The sequence below is a fragment of the Prevotella sp. HUN102 genome (assembly GCF_000688375.1).
Lineage (GTDB): Bacteria > Bacteroidota > Bacteroidia > Bacteroidales > Bacteroidaceae > Prevotella.
The window spans coordinates 1,197,943-1,212,894 of the sequence record NZ_JIAF01000004.1 but is presented as its reverse complement, the minus strand read 5'-3'; the positions used below and the strand labels follow the sequence as shown (position 1 = coordinate 1,212,894).

At 44.3% G+C, this 14,952-nt stretch carries 17 protein-coding genes; 2 read left to right on the top strand and 15 right to left on the bottom strand.

The genetic code is table 11. The features are described from left to right. Window positions 1–14: 14 nt before the first annotated feature. From rpsC to P150_RS0110040, 14 genes are all read right to left on the bottom strand, one after another. Complete coding sequence (rpsC, locus tag P150_RS0110105; RefSeq protein ID WP_028897575.1) at window positions 15–752, bottom strand: 30S ribosomal protein S3; 738 nt, start codon at window positions 750–752, stop codon at window positions 15–17. An 11-nt stretch (window positions 753–763) separates the two neighbouring features. Beyond that, entirely contained in the window at window positions 764–1,171 is a 408-nt protein-coding gene (gene rplV / locus P150_RS0110100) for a 50S ribosomal protein L22 (RefSeq protein ID WP_028897574.1), read from the bottom strand. A gap of 32 nt (window positions 1,172–1,203) precedes the next feature. Continuing rightward, a complete protein-coding gene (gene rpsS, locus P150_RS0110095; RefSeq protein WP_028897573.1) occupies window positions 1,204–1,470 on the bottom strand; it encodes a 30S ribosomal protein S19 in 267 nt (88 codons plus the stop codon). A 22-nt stretch (window positions 1,471–1,492) separates the two neighbouring features. Further along, window positions 1,493–2,320, bottom strand: coding sequence for a 50S ribosomal protein L2 (gene rplB, locus P150_RS0110090; RefSeq protein ID WP_028897572.1), 828 nt, complete (start codon window positions 2,318–2,320; stop codon window positions 1,493–1,495). 7 nt (window positions 2,321–2,327) lie between these two features. Next, complete coding sequence (rplW, locus tag P150_RS17140) at window positions 2,328–2,771, bottom strand: 50S ribosomal protein L23 (RefSeq protein WP_028897571.1); 444 nt, start codon at window positions 2,769–2,771, stop codon at window positions 2,328–2,330. Between the two features lie 21 nt (window positions 2,772–2,792). After that, the gene (gene rplD / locus P150_RS0110080) at window positions 2,793–3,422 is read right to left on the bottom strand and encodes a 50S ribosomal protein L4 (RefSeq protein WP_028897570.1); all 630 of its coding nucleotides are present in this window, start codon (window positions 3,420–3,422) and stop codon (window positions 2,793–2,795) included. Further along, window positions 3,422–4,036 (bottom strand): 50S ribosomal protein L3, encoded by a 615-nt coding sequence (gene rplC, locus P150_RS0110075; RefSeq protein WP_028897569.1) that lies wholly within the window; start codon window positions 4,034–4,036, stop codon window positions 3,422–3,424. The genes rplD and rplC overlap by 1 nt, the downstream gene beginning before the upstream one ends. A gap of 53 nt (window positions 4,037–4,089) precedes the next feature. Then, window positions 4,090–4,395, bottom strand: coding sequence for a 30S ribosomal protein S10 (gene rpsJ, locus P150_RS0110070; protein ID WP_028897568.1), 306 nt, complete (start codon window positions 4,393–4,395; stop codon window positions 4,090–4,092). Window positions 4,396–4,489: 94 nt separating this feature from the next. After that, on the bottom strand, window positions 4,490–6,607 hold the full coding sequence (gene fusA / locus P150_RS0110065; protein ID WP_028897567.1) for an elongation factor G: 2,118 nt from the start codon (window positions 6,605–6,607) through the stop codon (window positions 4,490–4,492). 35 nt (window positions 6,608–6,642) lie between these two features. Next, on the bottom strand, window positions 6,643–7,119 hold the full coding sequence (gene rpsG, locus P150_RS0110060) for a 30S ribosomal protein S7 (protein WP_028897566.1): 477 nt from the start codon (window positions 7,117–7,119) through the stop codon (window positions 6,643–6,645). Window positions 7,120–7,352: 233 nt separating this feature from the next. After that, window positions 7,353–7,736: a 30S ribosomal protein S12 gene (gene rpsL, locus P150_RS0110055; RefSeq protein ID WP_004335835.1), complete on the bottom strand. Its 384-nt coding sequence runs from the start codon at window positions 7,734–7,736 to the stop codon at window positions 7,353–7,355. Between the two features lie 269 nt (window positions 7,737–8,005). Next, window positions 8,006–8,329, bottom strand: a complete 324-nt coding sequence (locus tag P150_RS0110050; protein WP_028897565.1) for a DUF3467 domain-containing protein — start codon at window positions 8,327–8,329, stop codon at window positions 8,006–8,008. Window positions 8,330–8,739: 410 nt separating this feature from the next. Beyond that, window positions 8,740–10,677 (bottom strand): hypothetical protein, encoded by a 1,938-nt coding sequence (locus tag P150_RS0110045; protein ID WP_155952996.1) that lies wholly within the window; start codon window positions 10,675–10,677, stop codon window positions 8,740–8,742. Window positions 10,678–10,851: 174 nt separating this feature from the next. Continuing rightward, entirely contained in the window at window positions 10,852–11,043 is a 192-nt protein-coding gene (locus P150_RS0110040) for a hypothetical protein (RefSeq protein ID WP_028897563.1), read from the bottom strand. A gap of 589 nt (window positions 11,044–11,632) precedes the next feature. Here P150_RS0110040 and P150_RS0110035 point away from each other — a divergent pair. Beyond that, the gene (locus P150_RS0110035) at window positions 11,633–12,367 is read left to right on the top strand and encodes a helix-turn-helix domain-containing protein (RefSeq protein WP_028897562.1); all 735 of its coding nucleotides are present in this window, start codon (window positions 11,633–11,635) and stop codon (window positions 12,365–12,367) included. 200 nt (window positions 12,368–12,567) lie between these two features. Here P150_RS0110035 and P150_RS17625 read toward each other — a convergent pair whose 3' ends face one another. Beyond that, entirely contained in the window at window positions 12,568–12,741 is a 174-nt protein-coding gene (locus P150_RS17625) for a hypothetical protein (protein WP_155952995.1), read from the bottom strand. A 39-nt stretch (window positions 12,742–12,780) separates the two neighbouring features. On the opposite strand from P150_RS17625, the gene P150_RS0110020 reads away from it, so the two are divergent. Next, window positions 12,781–14,865 (top strand): hypothetical protein, encoded by a 2,085-nt coding sequence (locus tag P150_RS0110020; RefSeq protein WP_028897561.1) that lies wholly within the window; start codon window positions 12,781–12,783, stop codon window positions 14,863–14,865. Window positions 14,866–14,952 lie beyond the last annotated feature (87 nt).

The following is a 14,952-nucleotide window of genomic DNA, read 5'->3' as shown; positions in this document are numbered from 1 at the left end:
GATAGCTTTTACTTTTAACGGTTATTGTTTCTTCTACGATTACCACGTCCAGAGCGAGCATTTCCACCATTGTTGTTGGAACGTGCATTACCCTTTTCCTGAGTAAAGTTAGGAGTAAGATCTACCTTGTTGTAAACTTCACCTCGGCAAATCCACACCTTGATACCCAGAAGGCCAACCTTAGTAAGAGCCTCTGTCTGACAATAATCGATGTCTGCACGGAATGTATGGAGAGGAGTACGTCCTTCCTTGAACATTTCCTTACGTGCCATCTCGGCACCGTTCAGACGTCCTGTGATTTGAACTTTGATACCTTCAGCACCTGCGCGCATTGTATTAGCAACTGCCATCTTGATAGCACGACGGTAAGCAATCTTACCTTCTACCTGGCGAGCGATGTTGTTACCCACGATGTTAGCGTCAAGTTCAGGCTTCTTAACTTCAAAGATATTGATTTGAATCTCCTTCTTGAAAAGGTTCTTCAATTCTTCCTTGAGTTTGTCAACATCCTGACCACCCTTGCCGATAACGATACCTGGACGAGCAGTGCAAATAGTGATGGTAACGAGCTTCAATGTACGCTCAATGACAATACGAGAAACGCTTGCTTTTTCCAAACGCTTGTTCAAGTATGTGCGAATTTTCTTGTCCTCAAGGAGGTTATCGCCAAAATTCTTGCCACCGAACCAATTTGACTCCCAACCGCGGATAATACCGAGACGGTTGCTTATTGGATTAACTTTCTGTCCCATTCTACTATTTATTAATCATTGTTAGCGCCAGACTTTGCATCTACGAAAAGTGTGACGTGGTTAGAACGTTTGCGAATTCTGTAGCCACGGCCCTGTGGTGCAGGACGCATGCGCTTCATTGTAACACCTTCATCAACGAAGATCTTAGAGATATAAAGTTCACCGTCTTCGGCTTTGCGATCATTCTTCATCTCCCAGTTAGCAATAGCTGAACGCAGAAGTTTCTCAACATTCTGAGCAGCTGCCTTCTTAGAGAATCTCAGCACGCCAAGGGCACGATTCACCTCCATACCACGAACCATGTCTACAACGTAGCGCATCTTGCGTGGAGAAGAAGGGCAGTCCTTGAGCTTTGCAAAATACTGGCTTTTCAAGGCCTCTTTACGAGCCTCAGCCTTAATATGTTTTCTTGCTCCCATTATAATTTCTAATTTCTAAGGGTTATGACCTGTTACCTTTTATTACCAGAGTGACCACCGAAACGGCGTGTAGGGCTGAACTCTCCGAGCTTATGACCTACCATATTCTCAGTAATGTAAACAGGGATAAATTTATTTCCGTTATGAACTGCAACAGTGTGCCCCACAAAATCAGGGGAAATCATTGATGCTCTGGCCCAAGTCTTTACGACTGTCTTCTTACCACTCTCATTCATAGCGAGAATTTTCTTTTCGAGTGATACGTTGATGTATGGACCCTTTTTTAATGAACGACTCATAATTTACTCTTAATTACTTAAATTACTTCTTTTTAGCTCTTTCAATAATGTACTTGTTTGAAAGCTTCTTAGGTGCACGAGTCTTGAGACCCTTAGCGTACAAGCCCTTACGTGAACGTGGGTGACCACCAGACTGACGGCCTTCACCACCACCCATTGGGTGATCAACAGGGTTCATAACAACACCACGGTTGTGAGGACGACGGCCCAACCAACGTGAGCGACCAGCCTTACCAGACTGCTCAAGTGCGTGGTCAGAGTTACCTACACTACCAATTGTAGCCTTACAAGCTGAAAGAATCTGACGAGTTTCGCCAGAAGGGAGCTTGATGACACAATAACTGCCTTCACGAGAAGTAAGCTGAGCAAAGTTACCAGCCGAACGAACGAGCAAAGCACCCTGTCCCGGACGCAATTCAATGTTATGAATCACAGTACCGACAGGAATGTTTGCAAGTGGAAGTGTGTTACCTACTTCCGGTGCTGCCTCAGCACCAGACATCAGTTTTGCACCAACCTGCAGTCCGTTAGGAGCAATAATGTAACGTTTTTCACCATCAGCATAGTACAAAAGGGCAATGCGAGCAGATCTGTTAGGATCATACTCGATTGTCTTTACTACAGCTGGAACACCATCTTTCTCACGCTTGAAGTCGATTAAGCGATACTTCCTCTTATGACCGCCACCAATATAGCGAACGGTCATCTTACCGGTGTTATTTCTACCACCAGTGCTACGCTTACCGTAAACGAGAGACTTCTCTGGCACGGATGCAGTAATTTCCTTGAACGTGCCAATAACCTTGTGTCTTTGTCCCGGAGTAACCGGTTTTAATTTACGTACTGCCATTTTTTATTTAAATATTGCTGTAAAAATCAATTGTATCGCCAGCCTTCAAAGTGACGATTGCCTTCTTGAATGCGTTCTTCTGACCTTTCACAAGACCAGCCTTGGTATAGCGTGCCTGACGCTTACCTGCGTAACGAACGGTATTCACATCAATTACTGTAACATTGTACAGGCTCTCGATTTCCTTCTTAATCTCAAGCTTGTTGGCCTCTGGCTTAACGATAAAGCCATACTTTGGCTGTGCAGGCTTAACATAAGAATAAACAGTCTTCTCCTTCTTCAAACCTTCAGGATTGCGCTTATTCTTTACAACATAGCTGCGAGTTTCAGCAGTAGCATTATGCGCCTTAGCCGCCTTTTCGTTAAGAGCTATGATTGTCTTGTCCTCAGAAGACTTGTCTGTAATCTTGGTCATCTTTTCAGTGACCACTGGTTTAATGATAAATCCCATAATTCTTACTGTCTCCTATTTTTACTTGATTAAGATTTCATCGATAATCTTCAAAGAATTTTCAGTCACAACAAGCACGTCAGCATTCAAAACCGCGTATGAATTTACCTGAGCAGCCGTTGTTACATTCGCCTTCTTCAAATTACGAGCTGACAAATATACATTTTTCTCTACTTCTGGCAAAACGAGAAGCACTTTCTTGCCATCAACTTTAAGATTTTTAGTAAAGTTTACAAAATCTTTCGTCTTTGGAGCGTCATAATTGAAATCTTCAACAACTACGACAGCAGCTTCCTGTGCCTTGTAAGCCAATGCAGACTTACGAGCGAGAACCTTAACTTTCTTGTTTAGCTTGAAGCTATAATCACGTGGAGTCGGACCGAAAACGCGACCACCACCTACGAGAACCGGTGAGTTAATATCACCACGGCGTGCGCCACCGCCGCCTTTCTGGCGACCGAGCTTGCGTGTAGAACCTTTAACTTCACTTCTTTCCTTTGACTTAGCTGTTCCCTGACGTTGGTCAGCAAGATACTGCTTAACGTCAAGATAGAGTACATGATCGTTTGGCTCAATTCCGAAGATATTCTCGTTAAGAGTAACCTTACGGCCGGTCTCCTGACCTTTGATATCTAATACGTTAATATCCATTACTTATTAATTATAAGGGTTGAACCATTGCATCCAGCCACGCTGCCCTTAACAAGAAGGAGGTTGTGTTCTGGAATTACTTTTAACACTTGAAGGTTTTGGGTTGTAACTCTGTCGCCGCCCATCTGGCCGCCCATTCGCATACCCTTGAACACCTTTGCTGGGTAAGAACAAGCACCGATAGATCCCGGCTTACGAGCGCGGTCGTCCTGACCGTGTGTTGATTGACCTACACCACCGAATCCGTGACGCTTAACAACGCCCTGGAAACCCTTACCCTTAGATGTACCTACAACGTCAACAAACTTAACGCCTTCGAACAAATCTACGGTAATAGTGTCACCGAGGTTGTACTCCTCATCAAACTTGAACTCGGCCAAGTGCTTCTTTGGTGTTGTGCCGGCTTTCTTGAAGTGTCCCTGCTGTGGCTTAGAAGTTCTCTTCTCCTTAGCTTCGCCGAAACCTAACTGAACAGCCTTGTAACCGTCTTTTTCGATTGTCTTTACTTGGGTTACAACACAAGGACCAGCTTCGATAACAGTGCACGGTACATTCTTACCGTCGGCACTGAAAACGGATGTCATTCCGATTTTCTTTCCTAATAATCCTGGCATTTCAATTAATTTTAAAAATAAATTAAATTCTTTTTTTCGTAATTAGTGCAAACTTACACCTTGATTTCCACTTCAACACCTGATGGCAACTCGAGCTTCATCAACGCATCAACCGTCTTAGGAGTTGAGCTATAGATGTCGATGAGACGCTTGAAGTTCTGCAACTGGAACTGTTCGCGAGACTTCTTATTAACGAATGTTGAGCGGTTTACTGTGTAAATACGCTTGTGTGTAGGCAATGGAATAGGACCACTAACGATGGCACCTGTTGCCTTTACAGCCTTCACAATCTTTTCAGCCGACTTATCAACCAACTGGTGGTCGTAAGACTTGAGCTTAATACGAATTTTCTGACTCATAATTAATGAATTTATTTAAATGAATACTAAGCAAGGGGTTCGTCCTCATAAGAGTCATACGCTATGAGGACGCCACCCTACCCTTTTATATTTTCTACTTAATCAAGTCTGCGTTACCATTCAGCTCTGCAAGGATTTCCTTAGCAAGGCTGCTAGAAACCGGAGAGTGGTGGTCGTACTCCATTGAAGAAGTAGCACGACCTGAAGTAATTGTACGGAGAGCTGTTACATAACCGAACATTTCCGACAGCGGTACCATTGCCTTAACAACACGTGCACCGCTACGAGCTTCGTCCATACCCTGAACGAGACCACGACGCTTGTTCAAGTCACCGATAACATCACCCATATTTTCTTCCGGAGTAACTACCTCAACCTTCATAATAGGCTCCATCAAGACAGGACCAGCCTGTGGACAAAGCTTCTTGAAAGCCTGATGAGCTACAAGCTCGAACGACAACTGGTCAGAGTCTACCGGGTGGAAAGATCCATCGGTCAGAGTAACCTTCAAACCTGTGATAGGGAAACCGCCGAGCACACCATTGCCGAGGCAGTCCTTGAATCCCTTCTCTACTGAAGGAATGAATTCCTTAGGAACGTTACCACCCTTAACGACATTGATGAACTGCAAATCGCCTTCCTTGTAGTCTTCGTCCTTTGGCTCGATAGTTACATCGATACAAGCGAACTTACCACGACCACCAGACTGCTTCTTGTATGTCTCACGGCTCTGAGCTGCCTTGGTAATAGCCTCCTTGTAATTAACCTGTGGCTTACCCTGATTACATTCAACCTTGAATTCGCGCTTCAAACGGTCGATGATGATATCCAAGTGAAGCTCACCCATACCAGAGATAATGGTCTGGCCACTCTGCTCATCGGTACGAACAGTAAATGTTGGGTCTTCTTCTGCCAACTTCTGCAAACCAGTATCGAGCTTAGCAATATCGGCCTGGCTCTTAGGCTCAACAGCGATAGAAATCACAGTATCAGGGAAGGTCATAGACTCGAGTACGATTGGATGTGCTTCGTCGCAAAGTGTATCACCTGTACGAATATCCTTGAAACCTACACCTGCACCGATATCACCTGCGTCGATTGACTCCATTGGGATTTCCTTGTTGGAGTTCATCTGGAACAAACGGCTGATACGCTCCTTCTTGCGAGAACGTGGGTTGTAGACGTATGAACCTGCCACAACCTTACCTGAGTACACACGGAAGAACACCAGACGACCCATAAATGGGTCGGTAGCAATCTTAAATGCGAGGGCAGCCGTTGGTTCAGCTTCTGAAGCCTTGCGCTCTTCCTCTTCTTCAGTATCAGGGTTTGTACCCAATGTAACAACTGTATCTACCGGAGAAGGCAAGAATGCACATACATAGTCGAGCAAAGTCTGCACACCCTTGTTCTTGTAAGAAGAACCGAGCAACATCGGGCAGCATTCCATTGCGATACAGCCCTTACGGATTGCAGCGATGATCTTGTCTTCAGGAACGTCCTTACCCTCGAGGTAGAGTTCCATTACTTCATCATCATAGTTTGCAGCACCCTCGAGGAGCTTCTCACGCCATTCAGCAGCTTCGTCAGCCAGTTCAGCAGGGATTTCCTCAATATCGTACTTTGCTCCCATTGTCTCATCGTGCCAGAGGATAGCCTTCATCTTGATAAGGTCGATAACGCCCTTGAAGTTCTCTTCTGCGCCGATAGGAATCTGGATAGCGATCGGGTTAGCACCCAAAATATCTCTCATCTGGCTTACCGTCTCGAAGAAGTCAGCACCAGAACGGTCCATCTTATTAACATAACCTACGCGAGGTACATTGTACTTGTCAGCCTGACGCCATACAGTTTCAGACTGTGGCTGAACACCGTCGGCAGCAGAGTAAGTAGCAACAGCACCGTCGAGCACACGGAGTGAACGCTCCACCTCAGCAGTAAAGTCAACGTGTCCCGGAGTATCAATCAGGTTAATCTTGTAAGACTTGCCGAGATAGTTCCAGTTACAAGTTGTCGCAGCTGATGTAATTGTGATTCCGCGCTCCTGCTCCTGAGCCATCCAGTCCATAGTAGCCGCACCGTCGTGCACCTCACCAATCTTGTGAGTCTTACCAGTATAGAACAAGATACGCTCTGATGTTGTTGTCTTACCGGCATCAATGTGCGCCATAATGCCGATGTTACGCGTCAAATGTAAATCGTGATTTGCCATTTTCTTTTTTTACCTTATAAGTTAAGTTATGTCGTTTAGAATCTGAAGTGAGCAAATGCGCGGTTAGCCTCAGCCATACGGTGCATATCTTCCTTACGCTTGTAAGCACCGCCCTGATTGTTGAAAGCATCCATAATTTCAGCAGCCAACTTATCAGCCATACTCTTGCCTCCACGCTTGCGTGCGAAAGCAATCATATTCTTCATAGACACACTTTCCTTACGGTCCGGACGAATTTCTGTTGGAACCTGGAAGGTTGCACCACCGATACGACGACTCTTAACCTCTACGTGAGGAGTAATGTTGTCGAGAGCCTGCTTCCACACTTCGAGTGCAGACTTCTCCTGCTCCTTGGTCTTCTCTGCAACGATATCGAGTGCCGCATAGAAGATTTCGTATGATGTATTCTTCTTTCCATCATACATAAGGTGATTAACGAACTTGGAGACCTTCTGGTCGTTGAACTTTGGATCTGGTAAGATCACACGCTTCTTTGGTTTTGCTTTTCTCATTTTTATTTAAAAAGTTTAAATTCTGCGGAGGCTGTCGTCTTTTTCGTTCTTCAAAGTCCACTCTTGGACATTTACTCAACCTTGTGATAAACAATTCTCCAGCAAAACTTGTTGATTTCTTTTGTTTTCCTTCAAGCTACCCGCCATCTCCGACGATTAGTCTTGCAGGGTTGAAAACTCAAGAAAGTTTCTCTCCCCAATCAACGAATTGAGGAAGGAAACCTACGAGTATTTTACTTCTTAGCTGCCTTTGGACGCTTAGCACCGTATTTTGAACGACGCTGTGTACGGTTGGCAACACCTGCGGTATCGAGCGTACCGCGAACGATGTGATAGCGCACACCGGGAAGATCCTTGACACGACCACCACGTACAAGCACGATACTGTGCTCCTGCAAGTTGTGGCCTTCTCCCGGGATGTAAGAGTTTACTTCCTTCTGGTTTGTCAAACGAACACGAGCAACCTTACGCATTGCTGAATTAGGCTTCTTAGGAGTTGTTGTGTAAACACGGACACAAACACCACGACGCTGCGGACAGTTGTCCAACGCCGGAGATTTGCTCTTGTCTACGATGTCCTTTCGGCCTTTTCTTACCAATTGTGAAATAGTAGGCATAATTTTAATCTTTTATTATTATATATTTATTTTGTTTATTATCAACGCTTTATACCATTCCCACAGCCGACTACGGATACTATGGCGAACTTAAAGGTATTTCGGGGTGCAAAGGTACAAACTTTATCCGAAAACACCTAATACATATATAAAGGAAAAAGCTACACTTTGTTGTTTTTAACAAAATATAGCTTTTGAAATAATTCTTTAACGCCAAGTATCTATCAGACTCTGAGCGTTAGCCTGTCAGCAAATAGAAATACCGGAGATTAAGCCTGCCCGTGTCCGGTGCCGAATGGAGTTGCAGTGCGCGGCTGCTGATTCTCCAATTCTATCTTGCCGAACTCCTGTTCGTAGCGCACCACATTCTCCTGCAGAGCCTGAAGAAGACGCTTTGCGTGTTCCGGCACCATCACTACTCTGCTGCCGACAGTTGGCTTTGGAATACCGGGCAACATTGAAATGAAATCCAAAATAAACTCGGTCTTTGAATGGGAAATTATCTGGAAATTGCTGTAAACACCTTTTGCGATTTCCGGGCTCAAGTCTATTTGAAGCTGCTGGCCCTGTGGGTTCTGATTGTTATTGTCCATCGTTATAATTAATTTTAGGTAATAATTTCTTGCAAAGATAATGCTTTCTCATCAAAACCGCAAGGTTTTTCGGAGGATAATTGAAGAAGAGGACGAGAGGACAAGGGAACAAGGAGACGAGGGGACAAGGGGACGAGGAAGTCCCTTTATAAGTATTCCTTACCTGAGTTCGGGATAAATTGAAAAGGCTCTCGCTCACAGATTTACCAGATTCACACCCACTTTCCCGAACCTATGTAGAAATATACCTGAAATCTTATCTCGAGTTCGGGTATATAATAGTCGAGTATATAACATAAGGTGTAGCTAATATAAGATGCGAGGAAGAAAGTACATTTACAGAGAAGCCTGAGTTTGAGGCTTATTCCAAACTCAGGCTTCTTGATTGTAAAGTAACAAATCTCCTTTATTTACTTAAAGATAATTTTCTTGCCCTGTGCGTTGATGTAGATTCCCTTGCGGGGATTCATTACGCGGCGACCGGTAAGGTCGTAGTATTTCTGCCCGCCCACTTCTTCGGCAACACTCAGCTCACCGATGCTCTGAATGCCGGTTGTGTTTCTGTCTTCCACACTGAAGGACAAATAATCTTTTGCGCCGGCAGCGGCAGCAGTATTCTTGAGGAACACCTTGTTGGCAGGCACTTTTCCCGCCATCGTTGTGCGATAGAAAGCAGAGCCCTGACTGCCGGTCTTCATTATATAGATGCCTTCCGGCTGCTGCGATGGCACGAGCGTTCCCTGCCAGATACCACCGTCTATCGATTCCATCGTTTCGGTGTAACCGAACTTGATAGGAAGGCTGAAGGTCTTGGCTTCTCCAGACTGATAAACCTCTTCCGACTCGAAGATGGCAGGCACCTTTGCGGGGAGAACGCTCTCTCTCGGAACAGCCTGCACCTTTACCAAATATGGATATTCCTTCACCGGCTTGTAGATGTAGAAACCATTCTGTGTGAGTTTGCCGCTCAGCTTCACTTCCACAGCAAATGGGAAATAGAATGTGGAATAGCGTTTCTTTACAGGAATGTTGATAAACGTGATAGGCTCGAGATACCAAACAGACGCCTGATCTATGTTGATTTTCTGTCCACCCTTTTCATATTCAAAAGAAATATCCCCAGAATTGTATGTATAGTTAATAACTTCGCCGGCTTTGCCTTCTCCCGTAGAATGACCCGCAGCGTGCAACACCTCGCCTTGTCCTGAGAGCTTGAAGTGGCCGGGATAATCGTCGATGCTCAACTCTTCAATCGTGAGGTTGCCCGATGTCTGCAAACCCTTGGTTGCAGAAGTGATGTTGGTAACCGTGTTAGGGTTCTGCACCGTATAGGAAGTTCCGCTTACCTGCTTTACTTCCCAGAACTTGTCTACCTTTGTGGAGTCAGACAGTCCCCACTTAATCTTGCCCTCATAGTCGGTATAGATCACACGTCCAGTCTTGCCGTTGAATCTGCGGTCGGCATTGCGGAGGCGATAGTAGCCCGGAGCAAACTTGATGCGATGCTCCTTGTCCTCAATCAGTTTCTTGAGTTCTATGCGCAGCTTCTCTACCGTTTCCGGATTGTTTGGCTTGTCCTTGTAATTCTTATAAGCTATTTCCAATTCCTTCACATTTTCGCTTGGGAAACCACCCACCATCTTTTGGCTTGAAATATAGGCTTCCGCCTGATTTTTTTCCTTATCGGTTAAAACCGGGACTTCGAAAAAGTGGAAATGGGTTTTGGGATCTTTGTATGCGGCATTTGCTCCTCCTCCTGTCGTAATACCATGCTGCGTATTTGCCAACCAGAAATCCTTGACCGTGGCATTGCTTTGGTATGACATTCTACCCAAAAACTCAGAAGAATTCTTATAATTTGCTATCAAGATGGTAGGCTGTTTATCTTGGTCAGAAGGTGCAAAATAGTCCATATAAAAACAGGAAGCATTCTTATCATATTTGTCCATATTCGGATAAACTTGTTGATATGTACCATACGAAGTTAAAAATAACTTCGGTCCCATTTTCTTATTTAGAAGATAATAGTAACCTGAACCGGGCTGATATTCCACAACACACCAAAGGTCATTATCATCCTGACTATATCTATCGTCGTCCATTGAAAAAGCGTGTCCAAAACCACCCGTGATACTTACATAATACTTGGCAGAAAGTGGATAGCCGTCGAGGTTAATTCTATACCACGTAGTTCCTTCTGGGAATTCATCTAAGTTTCCTCCCAACAATGCTGATGAAGCAAATTTGATGACACCATCCGGCAATTTAGCTTCAACAGAATATGATATGCCTAAAAAAAGCACAGCGAGCATTATTTTTCCAAATGCTCTTGATAATACTTTATTCATTACTTATTTGATTTTGTTATAACTTCTATGTCAGTCTTGTTTTCTCTTTCCCACTCCAAAACATCAGTTGATGCAGCAGGACATTTGCAGAAAGAGAATCCCTATTTTATTACTCTCTATGAAATACGATATATGGTCTGACTCCAATTTACTAAGAACAGAGATACGCCTGCTTTAATCCTCAAATTCCGGATAATCGAAACCACTAAAAGGCTTGCCTTCGGCAGTATTTGGATCAACGATTTCGTCCGACGGTTTAGGATTATTAGGATCATTATTAACTTTGTCAATACTATGAGAATACAACAATCCCTCCATTTTCAAAACCGTCAAGCTGCCTTCTGGTTTAATGTACTTTTTTTTCATCTTTTCTTTATATTATAATGATTAATTCTATAAACTTATCCTCTCTAATTTCGCTTTCACTCAAATCGTTTTCGCAATGATAAAATATCATTTCTTTCTGATTTATTGAGTCAAGTTAAGTTAAATGGAGTGTAAAAATAGTTGTAATTATTTAACTTCGCCCCCGTTTAACATTTTTAACAATAAAGATGTATTTTTAAATATTTTTAATCAGGGACACTGCAAAATCTTTGATATTTCTGCGCTTTTGCTGCTACATCGTTCCCTCATCATCCGCCCAGCTACGGCTTCAGCTTTTACAAAGCCAGAGATTCCATTTCTCCCTTTGCATAAATATGCAAGGGAAAGAAAAAGATTTCCAATCTATAAACATCAGAATATCAAGCATTTATAACTCCACTCCATTTTTGCGAAAAACGCGCTCCATTCTTCGTAAAAACGCCTTGCAGTTATCGCAAGAATGCAAGGCAATCATCGCACAGTAGGATAACAATGCTGCATATACAATTTTCTTGTATAAAAATGCTTGGAATTTAAAGGAATATTTCCTAACTTTGCTATCCGTAAACCAATTCAACCGAGACTGCTTATGAAACCTTATCATTCTATCATTGTATTCCTTATTCTCGTGCTTTCGGCAGGCCTTACAAGCCTCGACAGCTACAATGCTGCAAAGGTCAGCATCATCGACGATATGAACCGGGCATTGGAACTGACGATGGAAAGCCAACAGGACAGGTGGATAACGCCCGATACAATCATAAATTACAGGAACAACCTGAAGATAGAAGCCCTGAAAGACGAATCGTTCGTATCGTATGCACAGAACACCACGCCGAAGGCTCTGTGCAGCGAGAAAATAGAATGGAAAGGAAACGGCAGTCAGTCTGTTGCCTTTCAGGGCGTTTCCACTTGCAGTTTTGCCACGATATGGGGATTGTCCGATCAAAAGCTGAGTTCTTTCCTCCTTCTGCTTGCTCTCGTCTGGCTATCTGCATCGTATTTCTTTGTCAAGAAGAACCATAGGGGAAAGGCCGTTTTCGGTGGATTGATTTATAACGAAGAAACGTGTGTGTTCTGCGACCTGAACAACTCTCCTATTTCATTGACTCCGATGCAGACCGAGCTGATGCGGCTGTTCTTCAAGAAAAGCAACTATTCGGTTTCAAAACAGGAAATCTGCGAGTGCCTCTGGCCTAAGAAGCCCGATGCGTCCGAAACGCTCTACACGCTGATTCGCAGAATAAAACCCATACTGGAAGAACGGGGAAAGGTAAGCATCGTGAACGAGAGGGGAAAAGAATATAGACTGGAGAGACGATAAACTATTTCCGTTCGGGATAAGACTGAATCAAGGCGGCACAAGATACTTCTGAAAATATTCAGCCTTCATTTTTCTAAACTTCTCACAGACTTCACAGAAGCACAGAGAAGGCTTTAGGCACAGAGAAGGCAAAGCCTTCAAGAAACCCACAGATTTCTTTATGTAAACGTCTGCTGCAGGATAAATGCTCAATCTTTCCATCAGGCATCTGTGTCATCCTTGAAGGCTTCGCCCTCTCTGTGGTCAGGAATGAGGAGAGAGCCTGTGCTTTCTGTGAGAGTTTTCATTGTTTTCCTATCCCAAATTGGAGAATAAACTGCGATTTCATCGAATGTCAGACAGTTGTCAGACTGATTTTTGAATACTTTTCCCACTATTTTTTATCTTTGCCGCAACCAATAAAAGCGATAAAGATGAAACAGTTGATTATCTTATTTACCACTATGGCAATGGCAATGAATGTCAATGCACAAAACCAGAATCCTTCCAACAACGACAGCCTGAAGACCGTTCAGAAGTCGGTGGAAATGGAAGAGATTACCATTGAACAGGCGAGAATCATAGCAAAGCCCGACGGAAAACTGATTATTCCCTCAACGGCACAGAGGGAAGCTGCCACGAACGGATATAGTCTGCTCTCAAAATTGGCTCTGCCCCGCATTCGCGTTGATAATGTACTGCACACCATCACGGCAATAGGAAATAACGGAAGCGTACAGTTGCGCATAAACGGAACGATTGCAGCCAAGGAAGATTTGCTCACTTTAGACCCGAAACTTGTAAAAAACATCGATTTCATCGACAATCCGGGCGTCCGCTATGGTCAGGACATCGGGTATGTAATCAACATTAGGACGATGAGAAAAGACAGTGGCGGAGTGATTGGAGTGGACTTGAGCAATTCGCTGTCTGCCGTAAATGGCAACAATACCGCCTACGGAAAACTGAACCATAAGGATTCCGAATTTGCGCTGACCTACAACTTCGGGTATCAGGATTTCAAGGGAAACGATTATACCGAGAAAGCCGACTATCTGCTGAACGACAATACGCATTACAAGGTGGAAAGAACCACCGTAAGCAACAGGGCACGGTATTTCAACAACTCGTTGCAAATGAAATACAATTTGGCTGATTCTGCGAATTACGTGTTTCAGGCTGCTTTCTCAACGGATTTGAACAACAGCCCGGGCGACGACGCACTCAGGCTGCTCACGGAAGGACAGACGAAACAACTGACGAACCAATGGGAAAGCGAAAGAAGTTTCACGCCTGTGCTGGATTTATATTTCTACCATAAACTGGGAAAACGGCAAAGCATTACGGCGAATGCAGTAGGGACGAGCATTGCAACCAAAGGAAAGGTGTTTCAGGACGAAGGTGTTCCCTATCGCTTTTCCGTGGACGGCAGAACGTGGTCGCTTCACACGGAAGCCATCTACGAAAACCAGTTGAAATCTTTCACGCTCTCGCTCGGTCTGCAACACGACATAAAATACACGAGAAATGAATATTCGGGCGACGTGAGTTCGCTGAATCAGATGCACAATCAGCAGTACTATCTGTTTGGAGAAGCAAAAGGAAATTGGGAGAAGCTATCTTATGTGGCCGGGCTCGGCGTTACAAACATCCGATACCGGCAGGCGAAAGACAGATACAACTACTGGCTTTTCCGTCCGAAATTCTCGTTGGGCTATTCTCTTACGCCAAGCCTGAACCTTCGCTACACTTTTGAAATCAACGAACATCTGTCGAAAATAGCGATGATCAGCAACACGAGAATCCGCGAAAACAGCAGGGAATGGCGTGTGGGGAATCCGAACATAGAGCCGAACAAGGTGGTGAACCATACGCTGTCGCTGGAACTATACAAGCCACGACTGACGAATATGCTGAGCATTCACTATCGCAACAACTCCAATCCGAATATGTCGCACTATGAAAGGACTCCGGACAATCAGTTTCTCTATTCACAACTGAATCAGAAAAGGATAGAGATGTTCTATGCCGGAAACTATTTCCGATACGACCTGATTCCCGAGAAACTGGCGTGTTCCACGAATATTATGCTCTTCAGATTCCTGAACAAAGGCTTCGACTACAAACATTATCTCACGGCTTATAACCTCTCGGCAAGCATCGAGGCGTATCTGGGCAAATGGTCGGTAAGCGCATACGCCGACAACGGTTGGAAGTTCGTGGAGGGAGAAACGATGTCGCATCAGGCAGCAGCCATCTATGTAGGAGCAGGTTACAGAACGGGCAACCTGACTCTCTCGCTCTATTGGCAGAATCCCCTGATGGCGCATCCCCAGATGCAGCACACGAATATCCTGAACCGGTATGTGTCGAAGGACATCAGAATGCGTGGGAGCGATTACGGCAATCTCATCAACTTCAATGTATCGTGGAAACTGGAATACGGACGGAAGTATAAAGCTATCGACAGACGGCTCAACCACAGGGATACGCAAACAGGGATTATGAAAAGTAAATAAAAAAACATTATGACGGCATTTTATGCTACACTAATGTTAAATCTTCATATACACAAGTAACAAAACAAGTAAAAGCACTTGCATACT

Excerpts from the sequence above, each read along its gene's own strand:
- rpsC (WP_028897575.1), bottom strand. The coding sequence starts at position 752 with ATGGGACAGAAAGTTAATCCAATAAGCAACCGTCTCGGTATTATCCGC.
- rplV (WP_028897574.1), bottom strand. The coding sequence starts at position 1,171 with ATGGGAGCAAGAAAACATATTAAGGCTGAGGCTCGTAAAGAGGCCTTG.
- rpsS (WP_028897573.1), bottom strand. The coding sequence starts at position 1,470 with ATGAGTCGTTCATTAAAAAAGGGTCCATACATCAACGTATCACTCGAA.
- rplB (WP_028897572.1), bottom strand. The coding sequence starts at position 2,320 with ATGGCAGTACGTAAATTAAAACCGGTTACTCCGGGACAAAGACACAAG.
- rplW (WP_028897571.1), bottom strand. The coding sequence starts at position 2,771 with ATGGGATTTATCATTAAACCAGTGGTCACTGAAAAGATGACCAAGATT.
- rplD (WP_028897570.1), bottom strand. The coding sequence starts at position 3,422 with ATGGATATTAACGTATTAGATATCAAAGGTCAGGAGACCGGCCGTAAG.
- rplC (WP_028897569.1), bottom strand. The coding sequence starts at position 4,036 with ATGCCAGGATTATTAGGAAAGAAAATCGGAATGACATCCGTTTTCAGT.
- rpsJ (WP_028897568.1), bottom strand. The coding sequence starts at position 4,395 with ATGAGTCAGAAAATTCGTATTAAGCTCAAGTCTTACGACCACCAGTTG.
- fusA (WP_028897567.1), bottom strand. The coding sequence starts at position 6,607 with ATGGCAAATCACGATTTACATTTGACGCGTAACATCGGCATTATGGCG.
- rpsG (WP_028897566.1), bottom strand. The coding sequence starts at position 7,119 with ATGAGAAAAGCAAAACCAAAGAAGCGTGTGATCTTACCAGATCCAAAG.
- rpsL (WP_004335835.1), bottom strand. The coding sequence starts at position 7,736 with ATGCCTACTATTTCACAATTGGTAAGAAAAGGCCGAAAGGACATCGTA.
- P150_RS0110050 (WP_028897565.1), bottom strand. The coding sequence starts at position 8,329 with ATGGACAATAACAATCAGAACCCACAGGGCCAGCAGCTTCAAATAGAC.
- P150_RS0110045 (WP_155952996.1), bottom strand. The coding sequence starts at position 10,677 with ATGAATAAAGTATTATCAAGAGCATTTGGAAAAATAATGCTCGCTGTG.
- P150_RS0110040 (WP_028897563.1), bottom strand. The coding sequence starts at position 11,043 with ATGAAAAAAAAGTACATTAAACCAGAAGGCAGCTTGACGGTTTTGAAA.
- P150_RS0110035 (WP_028897562.1), top strand. The coding sequence starts at position 11,633 with ATGAAACCTTATCATTCTATCATTGTATTCCTTATTCTCGTGCTTTCG.
- P150_RS0110020 (WP_028897561.1), top strand. The coding sequence starts at position 12,781 with ATGAAACAGTTGATTATCTTATTTACCACTATGGCAATGGCAATGAAT.